This is a genomic window from Streptomyces sp. NPDC101181, assembly GCF_044767975.1.
In the GTDB taxonomy this organism is placed as follows: domain Bacteria; phylum Actinomycetota; class Actinomycetes; order Streptomycetales; family Streptomycetaceae; genus Streptomyces.
In genome coordinates this window covers 603,007-619,880 of the sequence record NZ_JBIWOX010000002.1, presented here as the reverse complement: position 1 = coordinate 619,880, position 16,874 = coordinate 603,007, and the positions used below count along the sequence as shown (strand labels likewise).

At 73.8% G+C, this 16,874-nt stretch carries 10 protein-coding genes and 1 riboswitch; of the genes, 5 read left to right on the top strand and 5 right to left on the bottom strand.

The genetic code is table 11. The features are described 5' to 3' along the window. Positions 1 to 187 precede the first annotated feature (187 nt). From ACIRRU_RS06480 to ACIRRU_RS06470, 3 genes are all read right to left on the bottom strand, one after another. The gene (locus tag ACIRRU_RS06480; RefSeq protein WP_403676838.1) at positions 188 to 2,764 is read right to left on the bottom strand and encodes a DUF5682 family protein; all 2,577 of its coding nucleotides are present in this window, start codon (positions 2,762 to 2,764) and stop codon (positions 188 to 190) included. Positions 2,765 to 2,796: 32 nt separating this feature from the next. After that, a complete protein-coding gene (locus ACIRRU_RS06475) occupies positions 2,797 to 3,942 on the bottom strand; it encodes an AAA family ATPase (protein WP_403676835.1) in 1,146 nt (381 codons plus the stop codon). Positions 3,943 to 4,142: 200 nt separating this feature from the next. After that, positions 4,143 to 4,577 (bottom strand): MmpS family transport accessory protein, encoded by a 435-nt coding sequence (locus ACIRRU_RS06470; protein WP_403676832.1) that lies wholly within the window; start codon positions 4,575 to 4,577, stop codon positions 4,143 to 4,145. 149 nt (positions 4,578 to 4,726) lie between these two features. Here ACIRRU_RS06470 and ACIRRU_RS06465 point away from each other — a divergent pair, with 149 nt between their 5' ends. Further along, complete coding sequence (locus ACIRRU_RS06465) at positions 4,727 to 6,523, top strand: SWIM zinc finger family protein (protein WP_403676828.1); 1,797 nt, start codon at positions 4,727 to 4,729, stop codon at positions 6,521 to 6,523. A 111-nt stretch (positions 6,524 to 6,634) separates the two neighbouring features. After that, a complete protein-coding gene (locus tag ACIRRU_RS06460) occupies positions 6,635 to 8,491 on the top strand; it encodes a DUF5691 domain-containing protein (RefSeq protein ID WP_403676825.1) in 1,857 nt (618 codons plus the stop codon). Positions 8,492 to 8,644: 153 nt separating this feature from the next. On the opposite strand, the gene ACIRRU_RS06455 is transcribed toward ACIRRU_RS06460, so the two are convergent. Next, complete coding sequence (locus tag ACIRRU_RS06455; protein WP_403676822.1) at positions 8,645 to 9,058, bottom strand: cobalamin B12-binding domain-containing protein; 414 nt, start codon at positions 9,056 to 9,058, stop codon at positions 8,645 to 8,647. A 527-nt stretch (positions 9,059 to 9,585) separates the two neighbouring features. Here ACIRRU_RS06455 and ACIRRU_RS06450 point away from each other — a divergent pair. Next, positions 9,586 to 11,298 carry a M23 family metallopeptidase gene (locus ACIRRU_RS06450; RefSeq protein ID WP_403676819.1) on the top strand — a complete coding sequence of 571 codons (1,713 nt, stop codon included), beginning with the start codon at positions 9,586 to 9,588 and terminating at the stop codon, positions 11,296 to 11,298. A 182-nt stretch (positions 11,299 to 11,480) separates the two neighbouring features. Here the strand turns inward: ACIRRU_RS06450 and pcrA are convergent, their stop codons facing one another. After that, a complete protein-coding gene (gene pcrA / locus ACIRRU_RS06445; protein ID WP_403676816.1) occupies positions 11,481 to 13,919 on the bottom strand; it encodes a DNA helicase PcrA in 2,439 nt (812 codons plus the stop codon). A 291-nt stretch (positions 13,920 to 14,210) separates the two neighbouring features. Continuing rightward, a riboswitch (cyclic di-AMP (ydaO/yuaA leader) is annotated at positions 14,211 to 14,378 on the top strand. Between pcrA and ACIRRU_RS06440 the strand changes: the two genes are divergently transcribed. Together ACIRRU_RS06440 and ACIRRU_RS06435 are read left to right on the top strand one after the other, a co-directional pair. Then, positions 14,377 to 15,585, top strand: coding sequence for an NlpC/P60 family protein (locus ACIRRU_RS06440; protein WP_403676813.1), 1,209 nt, complete (start codon positions 14,377 to 14,379; stop codon positions 15,583 to 15,585). Its footprint overlaps the riboswitch before it by 2 nt. A 191-nt stretch (positions 15,586 to 15,776) precedes the next feature. Next, positions 15,777 to 16,856: an NlpC/P60 family protein gene (locus tag ACIRRU_RS06435; protein WP_403676810.1), complete on the top strand. Its 1,080-nt coding sequence runs from the start codon at positions 15,777 to 15,779 to the stop codon at positions 16,854 to 16,856. Positions 16,857 to 16,874: the final 18 nt, after the last annotated feature.

Genomic DNA, 16,874 nt, shown 5'->3' with positions numbered 1-16,874 from the left:
CGCGGTGGCGCTGGCCGTGTTGGCCGTACTAGCCGTGTTGGCCGTGTTGGCCGTGTTGGCCGTGTTGGTCCTGCTGGTCTGACGGTCCACCGTCTCCCCCGCCCGCTCTCGCACCGTGCGTGCCGTGGTCGTGCCGGTCTCTCCGATGGCCGCGCTCACGCTGGTTTCCCGCTCGCCGCGCTGGTCGTCATGAGGGCGCTCCCTGCGGCTCCGGGTGTCCGCCCAGCAGCAGGCGCACCACCGGCTCCACCGCGTCGGCCCTGGCCGGGTCGAGCCCGGGGCCGAACCCTTCGGGCGCCTGGCCCGGCGCCGCCCGGTGGGTGCTGCCGAGGGTGGGCCCACGCCGGGCCAGCTCACCCAGCGTGCGGCGTACGCCCGCCTCGTACGCGGAGAACGTACGGCGCAGCAGGGGCAGCACATCGGTGAAGGTGTCGGCGGGGACACCGGTCAGCCAGCTGTCGAGGAGGCCGAACAGCCTCTCGTCGTGGATCAGCAGCGTGCCGCCGCCGGAGGCGCCGCCGACGAACCCCTCGATCCAGGCGGCGGCGTCGGCCGGCGGGGTGCCGGGGGACAGCGCCAGGCCCATCAGCCGGGCCGCCTCGTCCTCCGGGAGCCGCCCCTCGTCCAGGAGCAGCCGGGTGGCCCGGCCCCGGATCACCCCGGCGACCGTGTCCCGGCCCGCCAGCTTGTGCAGGGCCGCGTCCCAGCGCTCCCGCAGCCCCGGGGCCGCTCGCGCCCCGGTGGTCAGCAGGCCGATCGCCCCGTGCACCGCTTCGATCTGACCGCGCAGCGCCTCCGCCCCGTCCGCGTCGAGGCCCGTGCAGGCGGGCGGCAGCCCGACGCAGACGCGCTCGGCGAGACCGGCGGCGACCTCGGCGAGCGCCGCCGTGTCCGTGGCGCGCACGTCGCCGTAGCGCAGGGAACGGGCGAGGGCGGGCAGCGCGTCCGCGAGGTGTCCGACGTCGGCGTCGAGCGCGGCCCGGTCGGCGAGCGCCCGCATCACGACGGGCAGCGCGCCGGGCAGTCCGGCGAGGAGGCAGTGCTCGGCAAGAGCGGTGACCTCGGACAGCGCTCTCGCCTCGACGGCCCCCCACTCGGCCTTCGCCGTCGCGGCGGTGCGGACGGTGGTGCCCCACACCCCGGCCTCCGCGACCCGGATGTGCAACTCCGGTTCCCAGCGCAGCAGCCAGCTCTCCCGGAAGGTGCCGGTGCTGCCCCGCCCGGCGACCGGGTCGCCCCAGTCGATGTCGAGGAGACGAAGCCGGTGCAGCAACCGGCTGCGGGCGGCGTCGGTCTCCTTGCGCAGGTCGAGGTCCAGCTCGCGCTCCTGCGGCTCGGGCTTGAGCCGCAGGGTGCGCTGGCTGCGGGTCAGGTCCCGTTGCAGCGGGACGGCCGGTGCGGTGTCGGGCACCTCACCGAGGGTCTCCCCGACGATCAGCCGGTCCTGGACGAGGGCGAGCGGGACGTCGGACCCCTCGCACATCACGGCCCGTACCGCGTCGGTCACCTCGCCCAGCCCGGCCAGCGGGCGTCCGCGCAGGGCGGCGAGGGTCTCCGCGAGCCGGACGGCCTCGATGACGTGGGCGGTGGAGACGGGCCGGTCCTCCGCGCGCAGCAGTCCCGCCACCTTGGTCATCCAGCGCTCGACGGGCCGGTCGGCGGCGTCGAAGAGGTGGGCGTACCACCCGGGGGCGTCGATCCCGGCCCCGTATCCGCTGCGCCGCGCCAGCCTGCGGTGGGTCCAGGGGACCCAGGTCAGCTCGGCCTTGACCTTCGGTAGCCCCTTGAGCAGGGAGCGGTCGGCGGCGAGGGTGGTCCGCGCGGTGAGCGCGGGGACGTGCCAGGCGCCGCAGACCACGGCGACGTCCTCCCCGAACTCCTTCCGAGCGGCGCGCAGTTGGATGCGCATGTACGCCTCGCGCACGGCGTCCCGGGGCTGCCCGCCGTCTCCGTACGCCTCCCGGAGCGCCGCCATGGCCTCCCCCAGGGCGACGAACGGCGCGAGCGCGTCGGCCACCTCCTCCACCTCGTCAGCTCCGCCCGCGACGTCGGTGGCCTCCGCGCCCCGCGTGATCTCCGGGGTTTGTGCCGCCTCCGGGCTCCCTGTTGCCTCCCGTGCCTCTGTCGCCTGCGCGCGGTGTGTGACGGTGCCCGGAAAGCGGTGCTCGACGACGTCCTCCCACCAGCGTTCGGGGTCGTCGTATCCGGCGGTCTCGGCGAGCACCCGGATCGGGTCGAGGACCGGGGCGAGGGCGGCCGGAGTGACGTCGTCCGCCGTCTCCTCCTCGGGTGCGGCGAGGGCGTCGACGTCCGGTGCGGCCTCCTTCAGGGCCAGGGAATGAGCGGCCGGAAGATCGATGAAGCGCACGGGGACCTGATGGTCGAGGGCCCACCGGATCGCCACCCACTCGGGAGAGAAGGCGGCCATCGGCCAGAAGGAGGCGCGCCCCGGATCGTCCGCGGCGTGCGCGAGCAGCGCGACGGGTGGACGCATTGCCGGGTCGGCGGCGAGCGGCAGCAACACGTCTCCCTCGGGCGGCCCTTCGATGAGCACCACGGCGGGCCGGGCCGCGGCGAGCGCCGCGCGAACGGCACGGGCCGACCCCGGACCGTGGTGCCGCACACCGAGCACCCATGGCCCGTCCCCCGCCCCGGCCCGCGCCGGAACGGCCCCGCGGTCGCCCTCCGCCCCGGTCGCCGCGGGCCCGGCACCGGCAGGCGTGGCCGGGGGCGGCCCCGTCCCGGGCCCGGTCGGCGTGGGCACGGGCGCCCCCCGCCCGCCCGGCCCCGGGAGCGTCATGCGGACACCTCTCGGCAGGCGCGGTAGAAGTCCTTCCAGCCGTCCCGCTCGCGGACCACGGTCTCCAGATACTCCTGCCAGACCACCCGGTCCGCCGCCGGGTCCCGCACGACCGCGCCGAGGATTCCCGCCGCCATGTCGCCGGGGCGCAGGACGCCGTCGCCGAAGTGGGCGGCGAGGGCGAGCCCGTTCGTGACGACGGAGATGGCCTCGGCCGTGGAGAGCGTGCCGGAGGGGGACTTCAGCTTGGTGCGCCCGTCGGCGGTCACCCCGTCGCGCAGTTCACGGAAGACCGTGACCACGCGGCGGATCTCGGCCAGTCCCTCCGGTGCGGCGGGCAGATCGAGCGAGCGGCCGATCTGGTCGACGCGGCGGGACACGATGTCGACCTCGGCCTCGGGGGTGGCGGGCAGGGGCAGGACGACGGTGTTGAACCGGCGCCGCAGCGCGCTGGACAGCTCGTTGACCCCGCGGTCCCGGTCGTTGGCCGTGGCGATGAGGTTGAAGCCGCGGACGGCCTGGACCTCCTGCCCCAGCTCGGGGACGGGCAGCGTCTTCTCGGACAGGATCGTGATCAGCGAGTCCTGCACATCGGCGGGGATGCGGGTCAGCTCCTCGACCCGGGCGGTCATGCCCTCGGACATGGCCCGCATGAGCGGGCTCGGCACCAGCGCTTCGCGGCTGGGGCCGTGGGCCAGCAACTGCGCGTAGTTCCAGCCGTACCGGACGGCCTCCTCGGGGGTCCCGGCCGTGCCCTGCACCAGTAGCGTCGAATTTCCGCTCACGGCGGCGGCCAGGTGCTCGGAGACCCAGGTCTTGGCCGTGCCCGGGACGCCGAGCAGCAGCAGGGCGCGGTCGGTGGCGAGCGTGGTCACGGCGACCTCGACCAGACGGCGCGGGCCCACGTACTTGGGGGTGATCACCGTCCCGTCCGGCAGGACACCGCCCAGCAGGTAGGTGGCGACGGCCCAGGGCGACAGCCGCCAACGGGCGGGCCGGGGGCGGTCGTCGGCGGCCGTGAGCGCCGCGAGCTCGTCGGCGAACGCGTGCTCGGCGTGCGGACGCAGCGCCACCGGCACGGCGGCGTCGGTGACCTCGGCTGTCGTGGCCGGGGTGGCCGGGGTGGTTGCGGGCACGGTCATGGATCCCCCTCCAGATCGGTCGACCCGATGTGGTTCCCACCGTGCACCATGGCACTGACAACGGGCCCCGGCCGCAGCTCGGAGCCCGTTTCCCGCCTCCCCACGATCGCCCGGGACGACCCGGTCGGGCCCGGCGGCCCGACCACGCGGCCCGACCACGCGGCACGAGCCGACCGGGCCGGACGAGCCGGTACGCGGGGTCAGTCGGCGATCGGTGACACGGCGACGCAGCCGCCCGCCGAAAGCACGCCGTCGCCCTTCGCCTCCTTGATCACCTTGCCCTTGTAGGTGATGGTGCAGGCGACGTCGGTGCCGTCCGCGTCCACGGCCAGCGGCATCACGGCGGGCGGCATGATGCCGCGCAGCGTGACGGTCTTCTTCCACGGCAGGTCCGGCGCCTCGACGGACTCCAGCTTCGGCTCCATGGCGTCGCCGCCGCCCCCGTGGTACGAGATCTCGTCGACGCCCGTACCGGTGACCTCGTAGGTGACCTCGTAGGTCTCGTTCACGGTCTCGTCGACCGCCTTGTTGACCGCGTTGTCCACCGACTCGGCGGAACAGGCGCCGAGTCCGAGCACGAGCACGGAGACCGCGAGGGCGCGGGTGACACGGGTGGTGCGGGTGGTGCGGTTCATGTGGGATCCCCCCTGGATCGGTCCGCCCGGATGCGTTCCGTATGCGGAGACCGCAGAAAAACGCAAAGGGGAGGCAAAGTCAAATCCCGCCGAGGGGGGACTTTCGCAGGTCAAAGGGATTGTCAGTGGTGCCCTCTACCGTCGGAGACATGCAGCTATCTCACGGGGGAGAGTCCTCGCCCACCGGCGCACCGGTGGCGCGCTGGACGGTGGAACAGGTGCTGGCCCTGGCCCCTGACGACGCCTCACGCCGGGCGGGCACCCGGCTGGGGACGGCCGGGCCGTGGTCCGGCACGGGCGCCGACGGCGCGGGCGCGGTGTGGGGGCTGTGCAAGGGGAGCGGCAGCACGCCGTATCAGACGGTGGTCGACACCACCGGCCCGGCGTACAGGTGCAGTTGTCCCAGCCGGAAGTTTCCGTGCAAGCACGCGCTCGGTCTGCTGCTGCTCCGGGCGTCCGACGAGGACGCGTTCCGGCAGAAGGAGCCCGACGACTGGGCCGCCCCTTGGATCGAGGTCCGCCGGGCCCGCGCGGCGGCGAAGGTCCAGGACGCCGCGCGCGACCGGGACACCGGGCACGACGGGGACACCGGGCGCGGCCAGGGCACCGGGGACGACCAGGGCACCGGGCAGGGCCACGTCACGGATCAGGAAGGGGGATCCCGGCAGGACCAAGTCGACCGTCAGCTAGGTGACTCCGAGCGCGGCGACACCGTGCCGCCGCCTGCCACTCCGAGGCCGGCCGAGGCCGCCGCCCGGAAGCGGGCGGAGCGCCGGGCGGCCCGGATCACCGACGGGGCCGAGGAGTTGGAACAGCGGCTGGCCGACCTGCTGCGGGGCGGCCTCGCGACGGCCGACCGCTCGGGTTACGCCCTGTGGGAGGAGACCGCGGCCCGGATGGTCGACGCCCAGGCCCCCGGACTGGCCGCCAGGGCGCGGGAGCTGGGCGCGATCGCCGGGGCTGGTCCGGGCGGGCCGCTCCGGCTGCTGGAGGAGTGCGGCCTCCTCCATCTGCTGGCCACCGCCTGGCTCGGCCGGGACCGGCTGCCGGACGCCCTGGCCGCGACGGTCCGGACGCGGGTGGGCCTGCCGTCCTCCGCCGAAGGCCCCCCGGTCCGCGACCACTGGCTGGTCCTCGCCCAGTACGACACCCCCGACGGCAGGATCGTCGCCCGCCGGATCTGGCTGTACGGACGGGAGTCGGGCCGCACGGCGCTGCTGCTGTCGTTCGGCGCGGCGGGCCGGTCCCCCGCCCAGGCGCTGCCGGTGGGCGGAACGATCGACGCCGAGCTGACCCCCTATCCGGGCGGCGGACAGCTCCGGGTAGAGCTGGGCAGACAGTTCGGGCCCTCCGCCCCGGCCGCCTCCGAGGCAGGGGCCGCACCGGACGGGGACATCGCGGGGGCCGCACCGACCGGCGACGTCGCGGGAGCCGCACCGGCCGGGCGCCCGGCGCGGATCGGCCCGGCCTCACCTCCGCCCGGGATCACCGCGGCCGCCGCGCCCGGGGTCTACGGGGCGGCGCTGCGGGAGGACCCCTGGCTCGACGCCTGGCCGGTCACGCTGCGCGAGGTCATACCCGTGCCGTCGAAGGACGGCTGGCAGCTGGCGGACGCCGGGACCGGCGCCGCCCTGCCCATCGCCCCGGCGGCGTTGTCCCGGCCGGGCCTGTGGAAGCTCGTCGCGGTGTCCGGCGGCGCCCCGGTCACCGTGTTCGGCGAGATCGGCCACCGAGGCTTCGACCCGTTCGCGGCCTGGGACCCGGAAGGCGGGACGGTGCACAGCGCCCCCCAGGGTGCCGGAACGGCGCCCGGCGCCGACCAGCAGAGCGGACCGGTCACCGGTCCGCCCCCGGCGGGCGGAACGGCCTCCGGCGCGGGCGCGCCTTCGACGGGCGGAGCGGCCCGCACCGCGCCCTCGGGCGGTGCACTCGTCCAACTCATCTGACCTCGGGCGCCGTTACGGCCGCCAGCACCCGTCGCACGCGTACGACACCCACGCCCCCGCGGCCGCCACCGACCACGAGGGCGGGCCCGGAACCGGATCTGGAGGGGAACCATGCCACGCACGACCGCCGACCACCTGACCGCAGACGCGCCCACGGCCCCGTACGGGAACGCGGCGTCCGGCACCCCCGTCCCGCCCCGCGAGGCCACCACGCCCAGCGAGACCGTCCCACCCGGTGGGGACACTCAGCCTGGCGAGGCCACCCAGCCCGGTGAGGACATCCAGCCCCGTGGGGCCACTCAGCCCGGCGAGGCCACCCAGCCCGGTGAGGACGGCACCCCCACCTCCACCGGGACATCTGCCGCGGCCTCGGCCGTCACATCGCTTCCCTGGGAGGTGCTGGTCACCGCGGCGCTGCTGGGCACCGACCGCCGACCGCCGGTGCCCCCGGGCACCCCCGCCCCCGTCGACGCCCCTACCGCCCTGCTGGACGCCGCCGCGCTGCACACTGTGCGGCAGCGGGCGGGGCTGCTGCCCGCCGCGTCCGAAGCACGGCCGGAGCCCGCCGCCCCCGACCCGCGGCCGCCCCTGCCCGAGGCCGCCCGGCACCGGCTCGCCCAGCTGCTCGCCGACCGGGCCGCCCCCTCGGGCGCCGGCCGGAGGGGCACCGCGCCGGACCTCACCGAACTGATCCCGCAGTGGCTGGCCACCGCCAACCGGAGAGGGTTCCGGGCCCCGGCCGCCCTGGTGCCCGCCCTGTTGGACGCCGCGCGTGCCCGCACGGACCTGCGGCCGCAGGCGCTGGCGTTCGCCGGTCCGCGCGGGCTGTGGCTGGCCGGGCTGAACCCGGAGTGGAAGTTCGCCCTGCGCGGGGGCGCGAGCGGTTCGCTATGGCCCGACCTGACCGACCAGGAGGCGGTGCGCCGCCTGTGGGAGGAGGGGCTGTTCGCGGAGCGGATCGCGCTGCTCGACACCGTACGGACGCGGGAGCCGGCGGCCGCGCTCGCCCTCCTGGCCACCACCTGGCCCGCCGAACGGGCCGAGGACCGGCTGATGTTCCTGGACTCGCTGCGGACCGGGCTGAGCGGCGAGGACGAGCCGTTCCTGGAACAGGCCCTGTCGGACCGCAGCCGCAACGTCCGCGCCACCGCCGCCGAACTGCTCTCCGCACTGCCCGGTTCGGCCCTCGCAGGGAGGATGGCGGCGCGCGCGTCGTCCTGTGTGAGCCCGGACCGTTCGGGAGGCGGCGCGTCCATCGCCGTGGAGGCCCCGCACGAGTGCGACGCGGCGATGCAGCGCGACGGCGTCGTCGCGACTCCGCCCACGGGCCGGGGTGAACGGTCGTGGTGGCTGGGCCAGTTGGTGGAGGCCACGCCGCTGGGCGTCTGGGAGGAGCGGTTCGGCGGCCGCCCCGCCGAGGACGTCGTGGCCCTGCCCGTCGCCGACGAATGGGCCGCAGAGCTGCACACCGCGTGGTGCCGGGCGGCGGTGCGGCAGCGCGACCCGCGGTGGGCACGAGCTCTGCTCGGGGCCCCCTCGGCACCGTTGGCCGGTGGCACGGGGACGTCCTCGATCGCCGAGCGTTCGAAGCTCCTGGCGATCCTGCCCACGACCGAACGGGCCTCCTGGATAGCCGATTTCATCGCGGCGCACGGTCTGTCGGAGGCGTTCCAGCTGCTCGGGGTGTGTGCGGTGCCCTGGGCCGGGCCACTCGGGCGGGCCGTGGTGGACGCGCTCGACATCGCGCGGGACGGCGGGAGCTACCCCTGGAGTTTCAGCGGGGTGATGGGCCTGGCCGAACGCTGCCTGGACCCGGCCGAGGCCGATCGGCTGGAGGTCCTCACAGCCGCGCAGGACGAACAGGAAGGGGCGTCGCCCGGAGCGGGCGGATACTGGTCGGAGGCCTTTCAGCGCCTGGTCTCCACCCTGCGGCTGCGCGCCGCGATGGAGGCGGAGCTGACCCCCTGACCAACCCGGCTCCGGCCTCGGCCCCAGCCCCAGCTCAGGCCGAGCCCGGTCGCCCCTCCCTCCCCCAGACCCAGCCCGACCTGCCCGACCTGCCTGACCAAGAATCCGACCCGCCTGGCCCAAGAATCCGGCGCGCAGAAACCGGCTCGGGCCTCAGGTCTGGGCGGGCTGGCGGACGTTGGCGTTGACCCAGGAGACGATCTCGGTCGTCGTCGCTCCCGGCGTGAACAGCTCCGCCACACCCAGCTTCTTCAGCGGCGGGATGTCCTCCTCCGGGATGATCCCCCCGCCGAACACCTTGATGTCCTCCGCGTCCCGCTCCTTCAGCAGCTCGATCACCTTCGCGAACAGCGTGTTGTGCGCCCCGGAGAGGATCGAGAGACCGATCGCGTCGGCGTCCTCCTGGATGGCCGTGTCGACGATCTGCTCGGGCGTCTGGTGAAGCCCCGTGTAGATCACCTCCATGCCGGCGTCCCGCAAGGCCCGTGCGATCACCTTGGCCCCGCGGTCATGGCCGTCGAGACCCGGCTTGGCCACCACCACACGGATCGGACCGGTCACACCCATCACTGCCTCCACATGGTCTCCCGCGCCGGAAGGGCCGGGGATGTGAACGAACGTTATCCACAGCATCCCGCAAGCGGCCGTTTCGCGGCAGGCGGGGAGGGGGAAATCACACGAGGGACCCGTTTCCCCAGGGGAGCCGCAACAAAGGTCGCCGTACCACCGCGCCGCCAGCCGCACGGCGCGGCGGTACGGCTCTTCACCATCCGGAGCGCCGCCACCTGCTCGGTCGGCGCGAGGAACAGGCGTCATCCCGAGGCGCGGGAGGCGTGGAGAGCACCGGAGGCCGCTGCTGCATCCGGGGGAACGGCGTTCATGGCCTGAAATAGAACAGCTCTCGAACGTAGGGCCAAAGCTGTGCCTGTCGTTCACCGAAAGACGCTCGATTGCCCGTTTCCTGCGGCCGTAAAACCTGTCGAAGATTGTCGTCCCCACATACTGCCGGGTACAGTCGCGGCCACTGCTTCCCCCTGGGGACCCCCCTGGCCGGGACCCAGAACAGTCCTGCTGCCGAGGCGAGAGAGAAGTTGGTGAACGACCAGCACCCCCACGCCGGGACCGTCGGATACGACAGTCACCCGACCGGCAGCTTCGACACCGACCCGCTCTTCGGTTCCCTTCCCGGTGCCCCCGAATCCAGCCATTACGCCACCGGTTACGACGCGGCCTACCAGGCCCCCAGCGCTCCCGGATACAGCGGCTCCTACGCCGACTACAACAGCGCGTACGACGCGTCCGGGTGGGACACCGGAGCCCAGCAGGCGGCCACGGCGACCGCGACCGCCACGTATGACGGCTACCAGGACCACGCGCAGGCCCACCAGCCGTGGGACACCACCGGACAGCAGCGGGACGCCCTCCAGAGCTGGCAGCACACCGCCGGCCAGGACGTCACCGGGCAGTGGACGGCCGACGAGACCGGCGCGTTTCCCACCGGCGCCTTCCCCACCGCCCCGTACGGCACGGACGCCTACGAGACCGGCGCGTTCCCGACCGACACCGGTGCCTTCCCCGCCGACACCGCGTACGCGACCGGCGGCGGCTACGGCGAGGACGTCCTGACGCCCGGCGCCTTCGCCACCGGTGGCTACGCGGGCGACGGTGACGGTTACGAGACCGGCGCGTACAGCACGAGCGCGTACGGCACGGGGGTCTACGACACCGGTACGTACGACACCGGCGCCTACGACGCGACCGCCTGGAACTCCGGCGCCACGCCCGAGGAGTCCGCGTACGGACCCGAACAGACGTCGTATCCGCTGTACGAACAGCAGGCGCACGGAGCGGCCGGGACGGCCGGGGAGACGGACGACGCTCCCTCCCCCTCCGAGTTCACCGCCGAATTCGCCCCGGAGTTGGCCGCGGACGCCGCGCCGGAGCCCGGTGCCGGGGACCACACCCTCGTCACCGACGCCCTCCCCGAGTCCGACGCCGCGGACCACTCCCCCGCCGCGCACCCCGTGGGCCACACCGCCGCCCGCACTTCCGCAACCCGCAGCCGGGCCCGCCGCCGTCCCGCCAAGCGCTCCGCGCTCCTGACCGTCGCGGTGCCCTCGGCCTGCGTGATGAGCGTGGCGGGCATCGCCGCCGCCTCGGTCAACGGGATCTCCGGCGACGAGGAGAAGCCGGAGGAGACCACCTCCTCGCTGGCGGTCGCCGACCCCACCACGGTCAAGTCGGTCGCCGCCAACGACCAGCTCAACAACCAGCTGGAGCAGCTCTCCGCGGGCAGCGCCGACTTCCGCGAGCGCGCGAGCCGTACGCAGGAGCGCATCGACCTCCGGGAGCGGCAGGCCGCGGAGAAGAAGAAGCGCGAGGAGGAGGCCGCACGCCGCGAGGCGCTGCGCCCCAAGTTCGTCCTGCCGGTCAAGCAGCACGGGCTCAGCGCCTACTACGGCCAGGCGGGCGTCAACTGGATGTCCGTGCACACGGGTATCGACTTCCCCGTCTCGTACGGCACTCCGGTGATGGCCGCGACCGACGGCACCGTGCGCACCCAGCTCAACAGCGCGTACGGGGTCATGGCGATCGTGACCGCGGCCGACGGTACGGAGACGTGGTACTGCCACCTCAGCAGCGCCAGGATCCGCTCGGGCCCGGTCAAGGCCGGTGACGTCATCGCGTACTCCGGGAACTCCGGCAACTCCACCGGCCCGCACCTGCACTTCGAGGTCCGGCCCGGCGGCGGTTCGGCGGTCGACCCGCTGGCGTGGCTGCGCAGCAAGGGCGTCGATCCGACCTGACGAACACCCCGGGCTGACGCATCCGGTCTGAGGAATCCGGCCTGACGCATCCGGACCGACGGAACGGCAGACGGCCAACGGGTGAGGGGGAGGGCTTCGCGGCCCTCCCCCTCACCCGTTTCCACGTGACAGCCAGCTCCACGGTCGGAAGACCGCCCCGCGGCCTGACGGCCCTACGGGCTCTACAGCTTCTCGACCGGCGCGTACCGCAGGAGCAGCTTCTTGGGGCGCTCGTCCCCGAAGTCCACCGTCGCCTTGGCCTGGTCGCCCGCGCCCTCGACGGCTGTCACCGTGCCCAGGCCGAACTGGTCGTGCGTGACCCGGTCCCCCACCGCCAGGGCGACGACCGGCTTCTCGGAGGAGCGGCGGGTCGCGAAGCCCGAGGGGCCGGAGCGGGAGCGGGAGGCGGAGAGCGAGGAGGAGATGCCCGAGGTCGGTCCGGCCGGGGCGGCCATCGGGCCCTTGCGCTTCCAGTCCAGGTGCTCGTCCGGGATCTCCTCCAGGAACCGCGAGGGCGGGTTGTAGGAGGGCTGTCCCCAGGCGCTGCGCATCGAGGCCCGGGTGAGGTAGAGGCGTTCGCGGGCGCGGGTGATGCCGACGTAGGCGAGGCGGCGCTCCTCCTCCAGCTCCTTGGTCTGTCCGAGGGCCCGCATGTGCGGGAAGACGCCGTCCTCCATGCCGGTGAGGAAGACGACCGGGAACTCCAGGCCCTTCGCCGTGTGCAGGGTCATCAGGGTGATGACGCCGGAGCCGTCCTCGTCCTCGTCGGGGATCTGGTCGGAGTCGGCGACCAGCGCGACCTTCTCCAGGAACTCCGCGAGCGTGCCAGCCCCCTCCTCGTCGCCGCGTTCCTGCTCGAACTCCAGGGCCACGGCGGCGAGTTCCTGGAGGTTCTCGATGCGGGTCTCGTCCTGCGGGTCGGTGGAGGCCTGGAGCTCGGCCAGATAGCCCGTGCGCTCCAGGACGGCTTCCAGGACGACGGCGGGACCGGCGCCGGACTCGACGATGGTGCGCAGCTCCTCCATCAGCGTGTTGAACCGCTTGACGGCGTTGGCGGACCGCGCGGCCATGCCGTACGCCTCGTCGACGCGGCGCAGCGCCTGCGGGAAGGAGATCTTCTCGCGCAGCGACAGGGCGTCGATCATCGCTTCGGCGCGGTCGCCGATACCGCGCTTGGGCACGTTGAGGATGCGGCGGAGCGGGACGCTGTCCTCGGGGTTGGCGAGGACCCGGAGGTAGGCCAGGACGTCCCGGACCTCCTTGCGCTCGTAGAAGCGCACGCCGCCGACGACCTTGTAGGGCAGGCCGACGCGGATGAAGATCTCTTCGAAGACGCGGGACTGGGCGTTGGTCCGGTAGAAGACGGCGACGTCGCCCGCCTTCGCGTCGCCCTGGTCGGTGAGGCGGTCGATCTCCTCGGCGACGAACTGGGCCTCGTCGTGCTCGGTGTCCGCGACGTAGCCGGTGATCCGGGCGCCGGAGCCGGCGTTGGTCCAGAGGTTCTTGGGGCGGCGGCTCTCGTTGCGCTCGATGACCGCGTTGGCGGCGGAGAGGATCGTCTGGGTGGAGCGGTAGTTCTGCTCCAGGAGGATCGTCCTCGCGTCCGGGTAGTCCTCCTCGAACTGGAGGATGTTGCGGATGGTCGCGCCCCGGAAGGCGTAGATCGACTGGTCCGCGTCGCCCACCACGCACAGCTCGGCGGGGGCGTCGTGCTCCCCGGCCGGGCCGACCAGCTCGCGCACCAGGGTGTACTGGGCGTGGTTGGTGTCCTGGTACTCGTCGACCAGGACGTGGCGGAAGCGGCGGCGGTAGTGCTCGGCGACGTCCGGGAAGGCCTGGAGGAGGTGGACCGTCGTCATGATGATGTCGTCGAAGTCCAGGGCGTTGGCCTCGCGCAGCCGGGCCTGGTAGAGCGAGTACGCCTGGGCGAGGGTCTTCTCGAAGCCGTCGGTGGCCTGTCCGGCGAAGGTCTCCTCGTCGATGAGCTCGTTCTTGAGGTTGGAGACCTTGGCGGTGAAGGACTTCGGCGGGTAGCGCTTGGGGTCCAGGTCGAGGTCGCGGCAGACCAGGGCCATCAGGCGCTTGGAGTCGGCGGCGTCGTAGATCGAGAACGACGAGGTGAAGCCGAGCTTCTTCGACTCCCGGCGCAGGATGCGGACGCACGCGCTGTGGAAGGTCATGACCCACATGGCGTTGGCGCGCGGGCCGACCAGCTGCTCGACGCGCTCCTTCATCTCGCCCGCGGCCTTGTTGGTGAAGGTGATCGCGAGGATCTGCCCGGGGTGGACCCCGCGCTCGGCCAGCAGATGGGCGATGCGGTGGGTGAGCACCCGGGTCTTGCCGGAGCCGGCCCCGGCGACGATGAGCAGCGGGGACCCGGCGTGCGTCACGGCGGCGCGCTGCTCGGTGTTCAGCCCGTCGAGCAGCGCCGCGGAGTCGATCACCGGGCGGGGGTGGCCGTCGCGGTAATACCCGTCGCGGGGCGGCGGGGGCGCGTCGAAGTCGCCCTCGAAGAGTCCCTCCGGCACCGCTTCGGGTGCGTGGTCCTCGGGCGGCGGCGGAGGGCCGTCCCCCGCGGACTGGAGGGCGGTCAGGAAGTTGTCGTCAAAGAGGCTGCTCATCGCCTACCGAGTCTAGGCGGCCGGACCGACAACGTTCCGCCGAAGCCGGGAAGCGGTCGGGAGCGGCAGCCCGCACCGGCGAATCGCCCGCCCCTCACCCGTACGCACGGGGATCGGACGCCCACGTTCCGTGCGGGAGTGCCCGGTCGGAGGGGGTGCGGGCGGCCCGGGTCCGGAAAGGTCACGAAAATGTATCGGGCATATCGCTCATCGTCCTTCCCAGCGGCGGGGCGCTTTGGCTAGCGTGCTCGCTCAGGTGATCCGTACCTCCCTGAGGCGAACCACGCCTGACGGACACCTCTGCCGAATCCGGCCCGCCCTCGCGGTGGTCCGGAACCGGGGACCCACACGCAGCACCGGGGTGAATCGGTCCGTACCTCCCCCGTCCGGACCGTAGGACAGCCTTCCGTTCCGTCCGAACCCGACAGCTAACCCGGTAGGCGGTCCACGGAAGGAGATGCCTGCCTTGGCATCGCATCGCAAGCCGCGCGCGAACGTGCGCACCGCCACACCCGCCATCGGGTTCACCACGGCCGCGCTGGCCTCCGTCACCCTGCTCTCCACGCAGAGCGCGACGGCCGCCCCCGCCGAACCGAAGCCCGCCGTCGAGGACGTCCAGAAGAAGGTCGACGCCCTCTACCGGCAGGCGGGCGCCGCGACCCAGGAGTACAACCGGGCCAGGGTCTCCGCCGCGTCCCAGCAGAAGAAGGTCGACGCGCTGCTCACCGAGGTGGCGAAGCGGGCCGAGAAGATCAACGAGGCGCGCAGGGCGCTGGGCTCCTACGCGGCCGCGCAGTACCGCAGCGGCGGGATCGCCCCCACGGCGACGTTCTTCCTGGCGGACGACCCGCAGGAGTACTTCGACCAGGACCAGCTGATGAACCGGGTGACCGAGCGCCAGCAGCGGGCCGTGGAGGACGTCCGGACGCAGCAGGCGTCGGCGGCGAGGAAGCGTGCGGAGGCGGTCCGGAGCCTGGAGAGCCTCACCGAGACGCAGGCCGCGCTCGCCGCCGGCAAGAGGGACGTGCAGACCAAGCTCACCGAGGCCCGGGGCCTGCTCTCCCGGCTGACCGCGGCGGAGAAGGCGCGGCTGGCGGAGCTGGAGCGCAGGAAGGAGGCGGAGGCCAGGGAGAAGGCGGAGCGGCTGGCCCGCAGGCAGGCCGCCGAGGCGAAGGAGCGGGCCGAGGCCGAGGAGCGGGCCCGCGAGGAGGCCGCGAGGGAGTCCGGCGGCGGCACGGGGCCGGGCTCGGGCGGCGGCACGGGCACCGGCAGCGGCACGGGCACCGGAGGCGGCAGCGGTACCGGGAGCGGTTACGCCGCCAAGGCGGAGAAGGTGCTGGCCTTCGCCCGCGCCCAGATCGGGAAGCCGTACGTGTGGGGAGCCTCGGGCCCGTCCTCGTACGACTGCTCGGGGCTGACCCAGGCGGCGTGGCGGGAGGCGGGCGTGGACCTGCCCCGGACCACCTGGGACCAGGTGAAGACCGGCACCCGGGTCGCCACCTCCGACCTCGCACCGGGCGACCTGGTCTTCTTCTACGACGACATCAGCCACGTCGGCATCTACAAGGGCGGCGGCATGATGATCCACGCCCCGAAGCCGGGGGCGAACGTGCGCGAGGAGTCGGTCTACTCCATGCCGATCTACGGAAGCGTGCGCCCGGCGTAGGGCCCCGGGACCCGGCACCTGGCACCCGAGGCCAGGAAGGCAGCGGTACCGGTGATCATTCGTGACCGGCGAAACATCACATCAGGGCAATAGCTGTCATGGCGACTCCTTTCCCCGCGCCTGGATCTAGCGTCCATCCCGGACCTGTCGGCATCCCCCGGCGGGCAGCCGACAGGAAGGATGGCGCCCCCGTGGCCGCGCACCGGACACCAGCTCACCGAAAACCCAGGCAGCGCCCGCTCACCGGCCCCGCCGCCCGCACCGCCGCCACCCTGGCGCTCGCCGGGGCCGCCACCGCCGGGTCGGTCACCGGGGCCGGGGCCGCCCCCCCCGAACCGGCCACCCCCTCCGCCGCCCAGGTGCGGGCCAAGGTCGACCGGCTCTACCACGACGCCGAGGTCGCCACCGAGAAGTACAACGGGGCGAAGGAGAAGGCGGCCGCCGCCACCCGGTCCGTGGACGCCCTGACCGAGGAGGCCGCCCGCCGCACCGGCCGCCTCAACACCGCCCGCAACGCGCTCGGTTCGCTGGCCACCGCGCAGTACCGCACCGGGACGCTCGACCCGGCCGTGCAGCTGGCCCTCTCCTCCGACCCGGACTCCTACCTGGAGCGCGCCGCCTACCTCGACCGGGCGGGCGACCGTCAGCGCGGTGTCCTGAACGGCATCCGGCGGCAGGTCTCCCGTATCGCCGAGGTCAAGAAGCGCGCCGACCGGGAGACCGCGACGCTGGCCGCCCGCCGCGCCGAACTGCACGAGCACCGCACCGCGATCCGCACCAGACTGGCCGACGCCCGCAAGCTCCTGGCCACCCTGACCGCCGACGAGCGCGCGGCGTACGAACGGCACGCCGACGACCGGCACGGCGGCGGCCCCGCGCACGCCGACCGCTCCACCGGCCGCGCCGTGGCCGCCGCGCCGAACGGCCGCGCCGCCCAGGCCATCGCCTTCGCGCGCGGGGCGATCGGCAAGCCGTACGTCTGGGGCGCGACCGGCCCCGATGCCTTCGACTGCTCGGGGCTGACCCAGGCGGCCTGGAGAGCGGCGGGCGTCGGCCTGCCGCGCACCACCTACACCCAGATCAACGCCGGGCAGCGGGTTCCGCGCTCCCAACTGGCCCCCGGCGACCTGGTGTTCTTCTACTCCGGGATCAGCCATGTCGGGCTCTACATCGGCGGCGGGCAGATGATCCACGCGCCGCGCCCCGGCGCGCCGGTCCGGGTCGCCCCCATCGACCAGATGCCGTTCGCGGGCGCGACCCGGGTGGCGTAGGGGAGGTCCTGCCCCCGG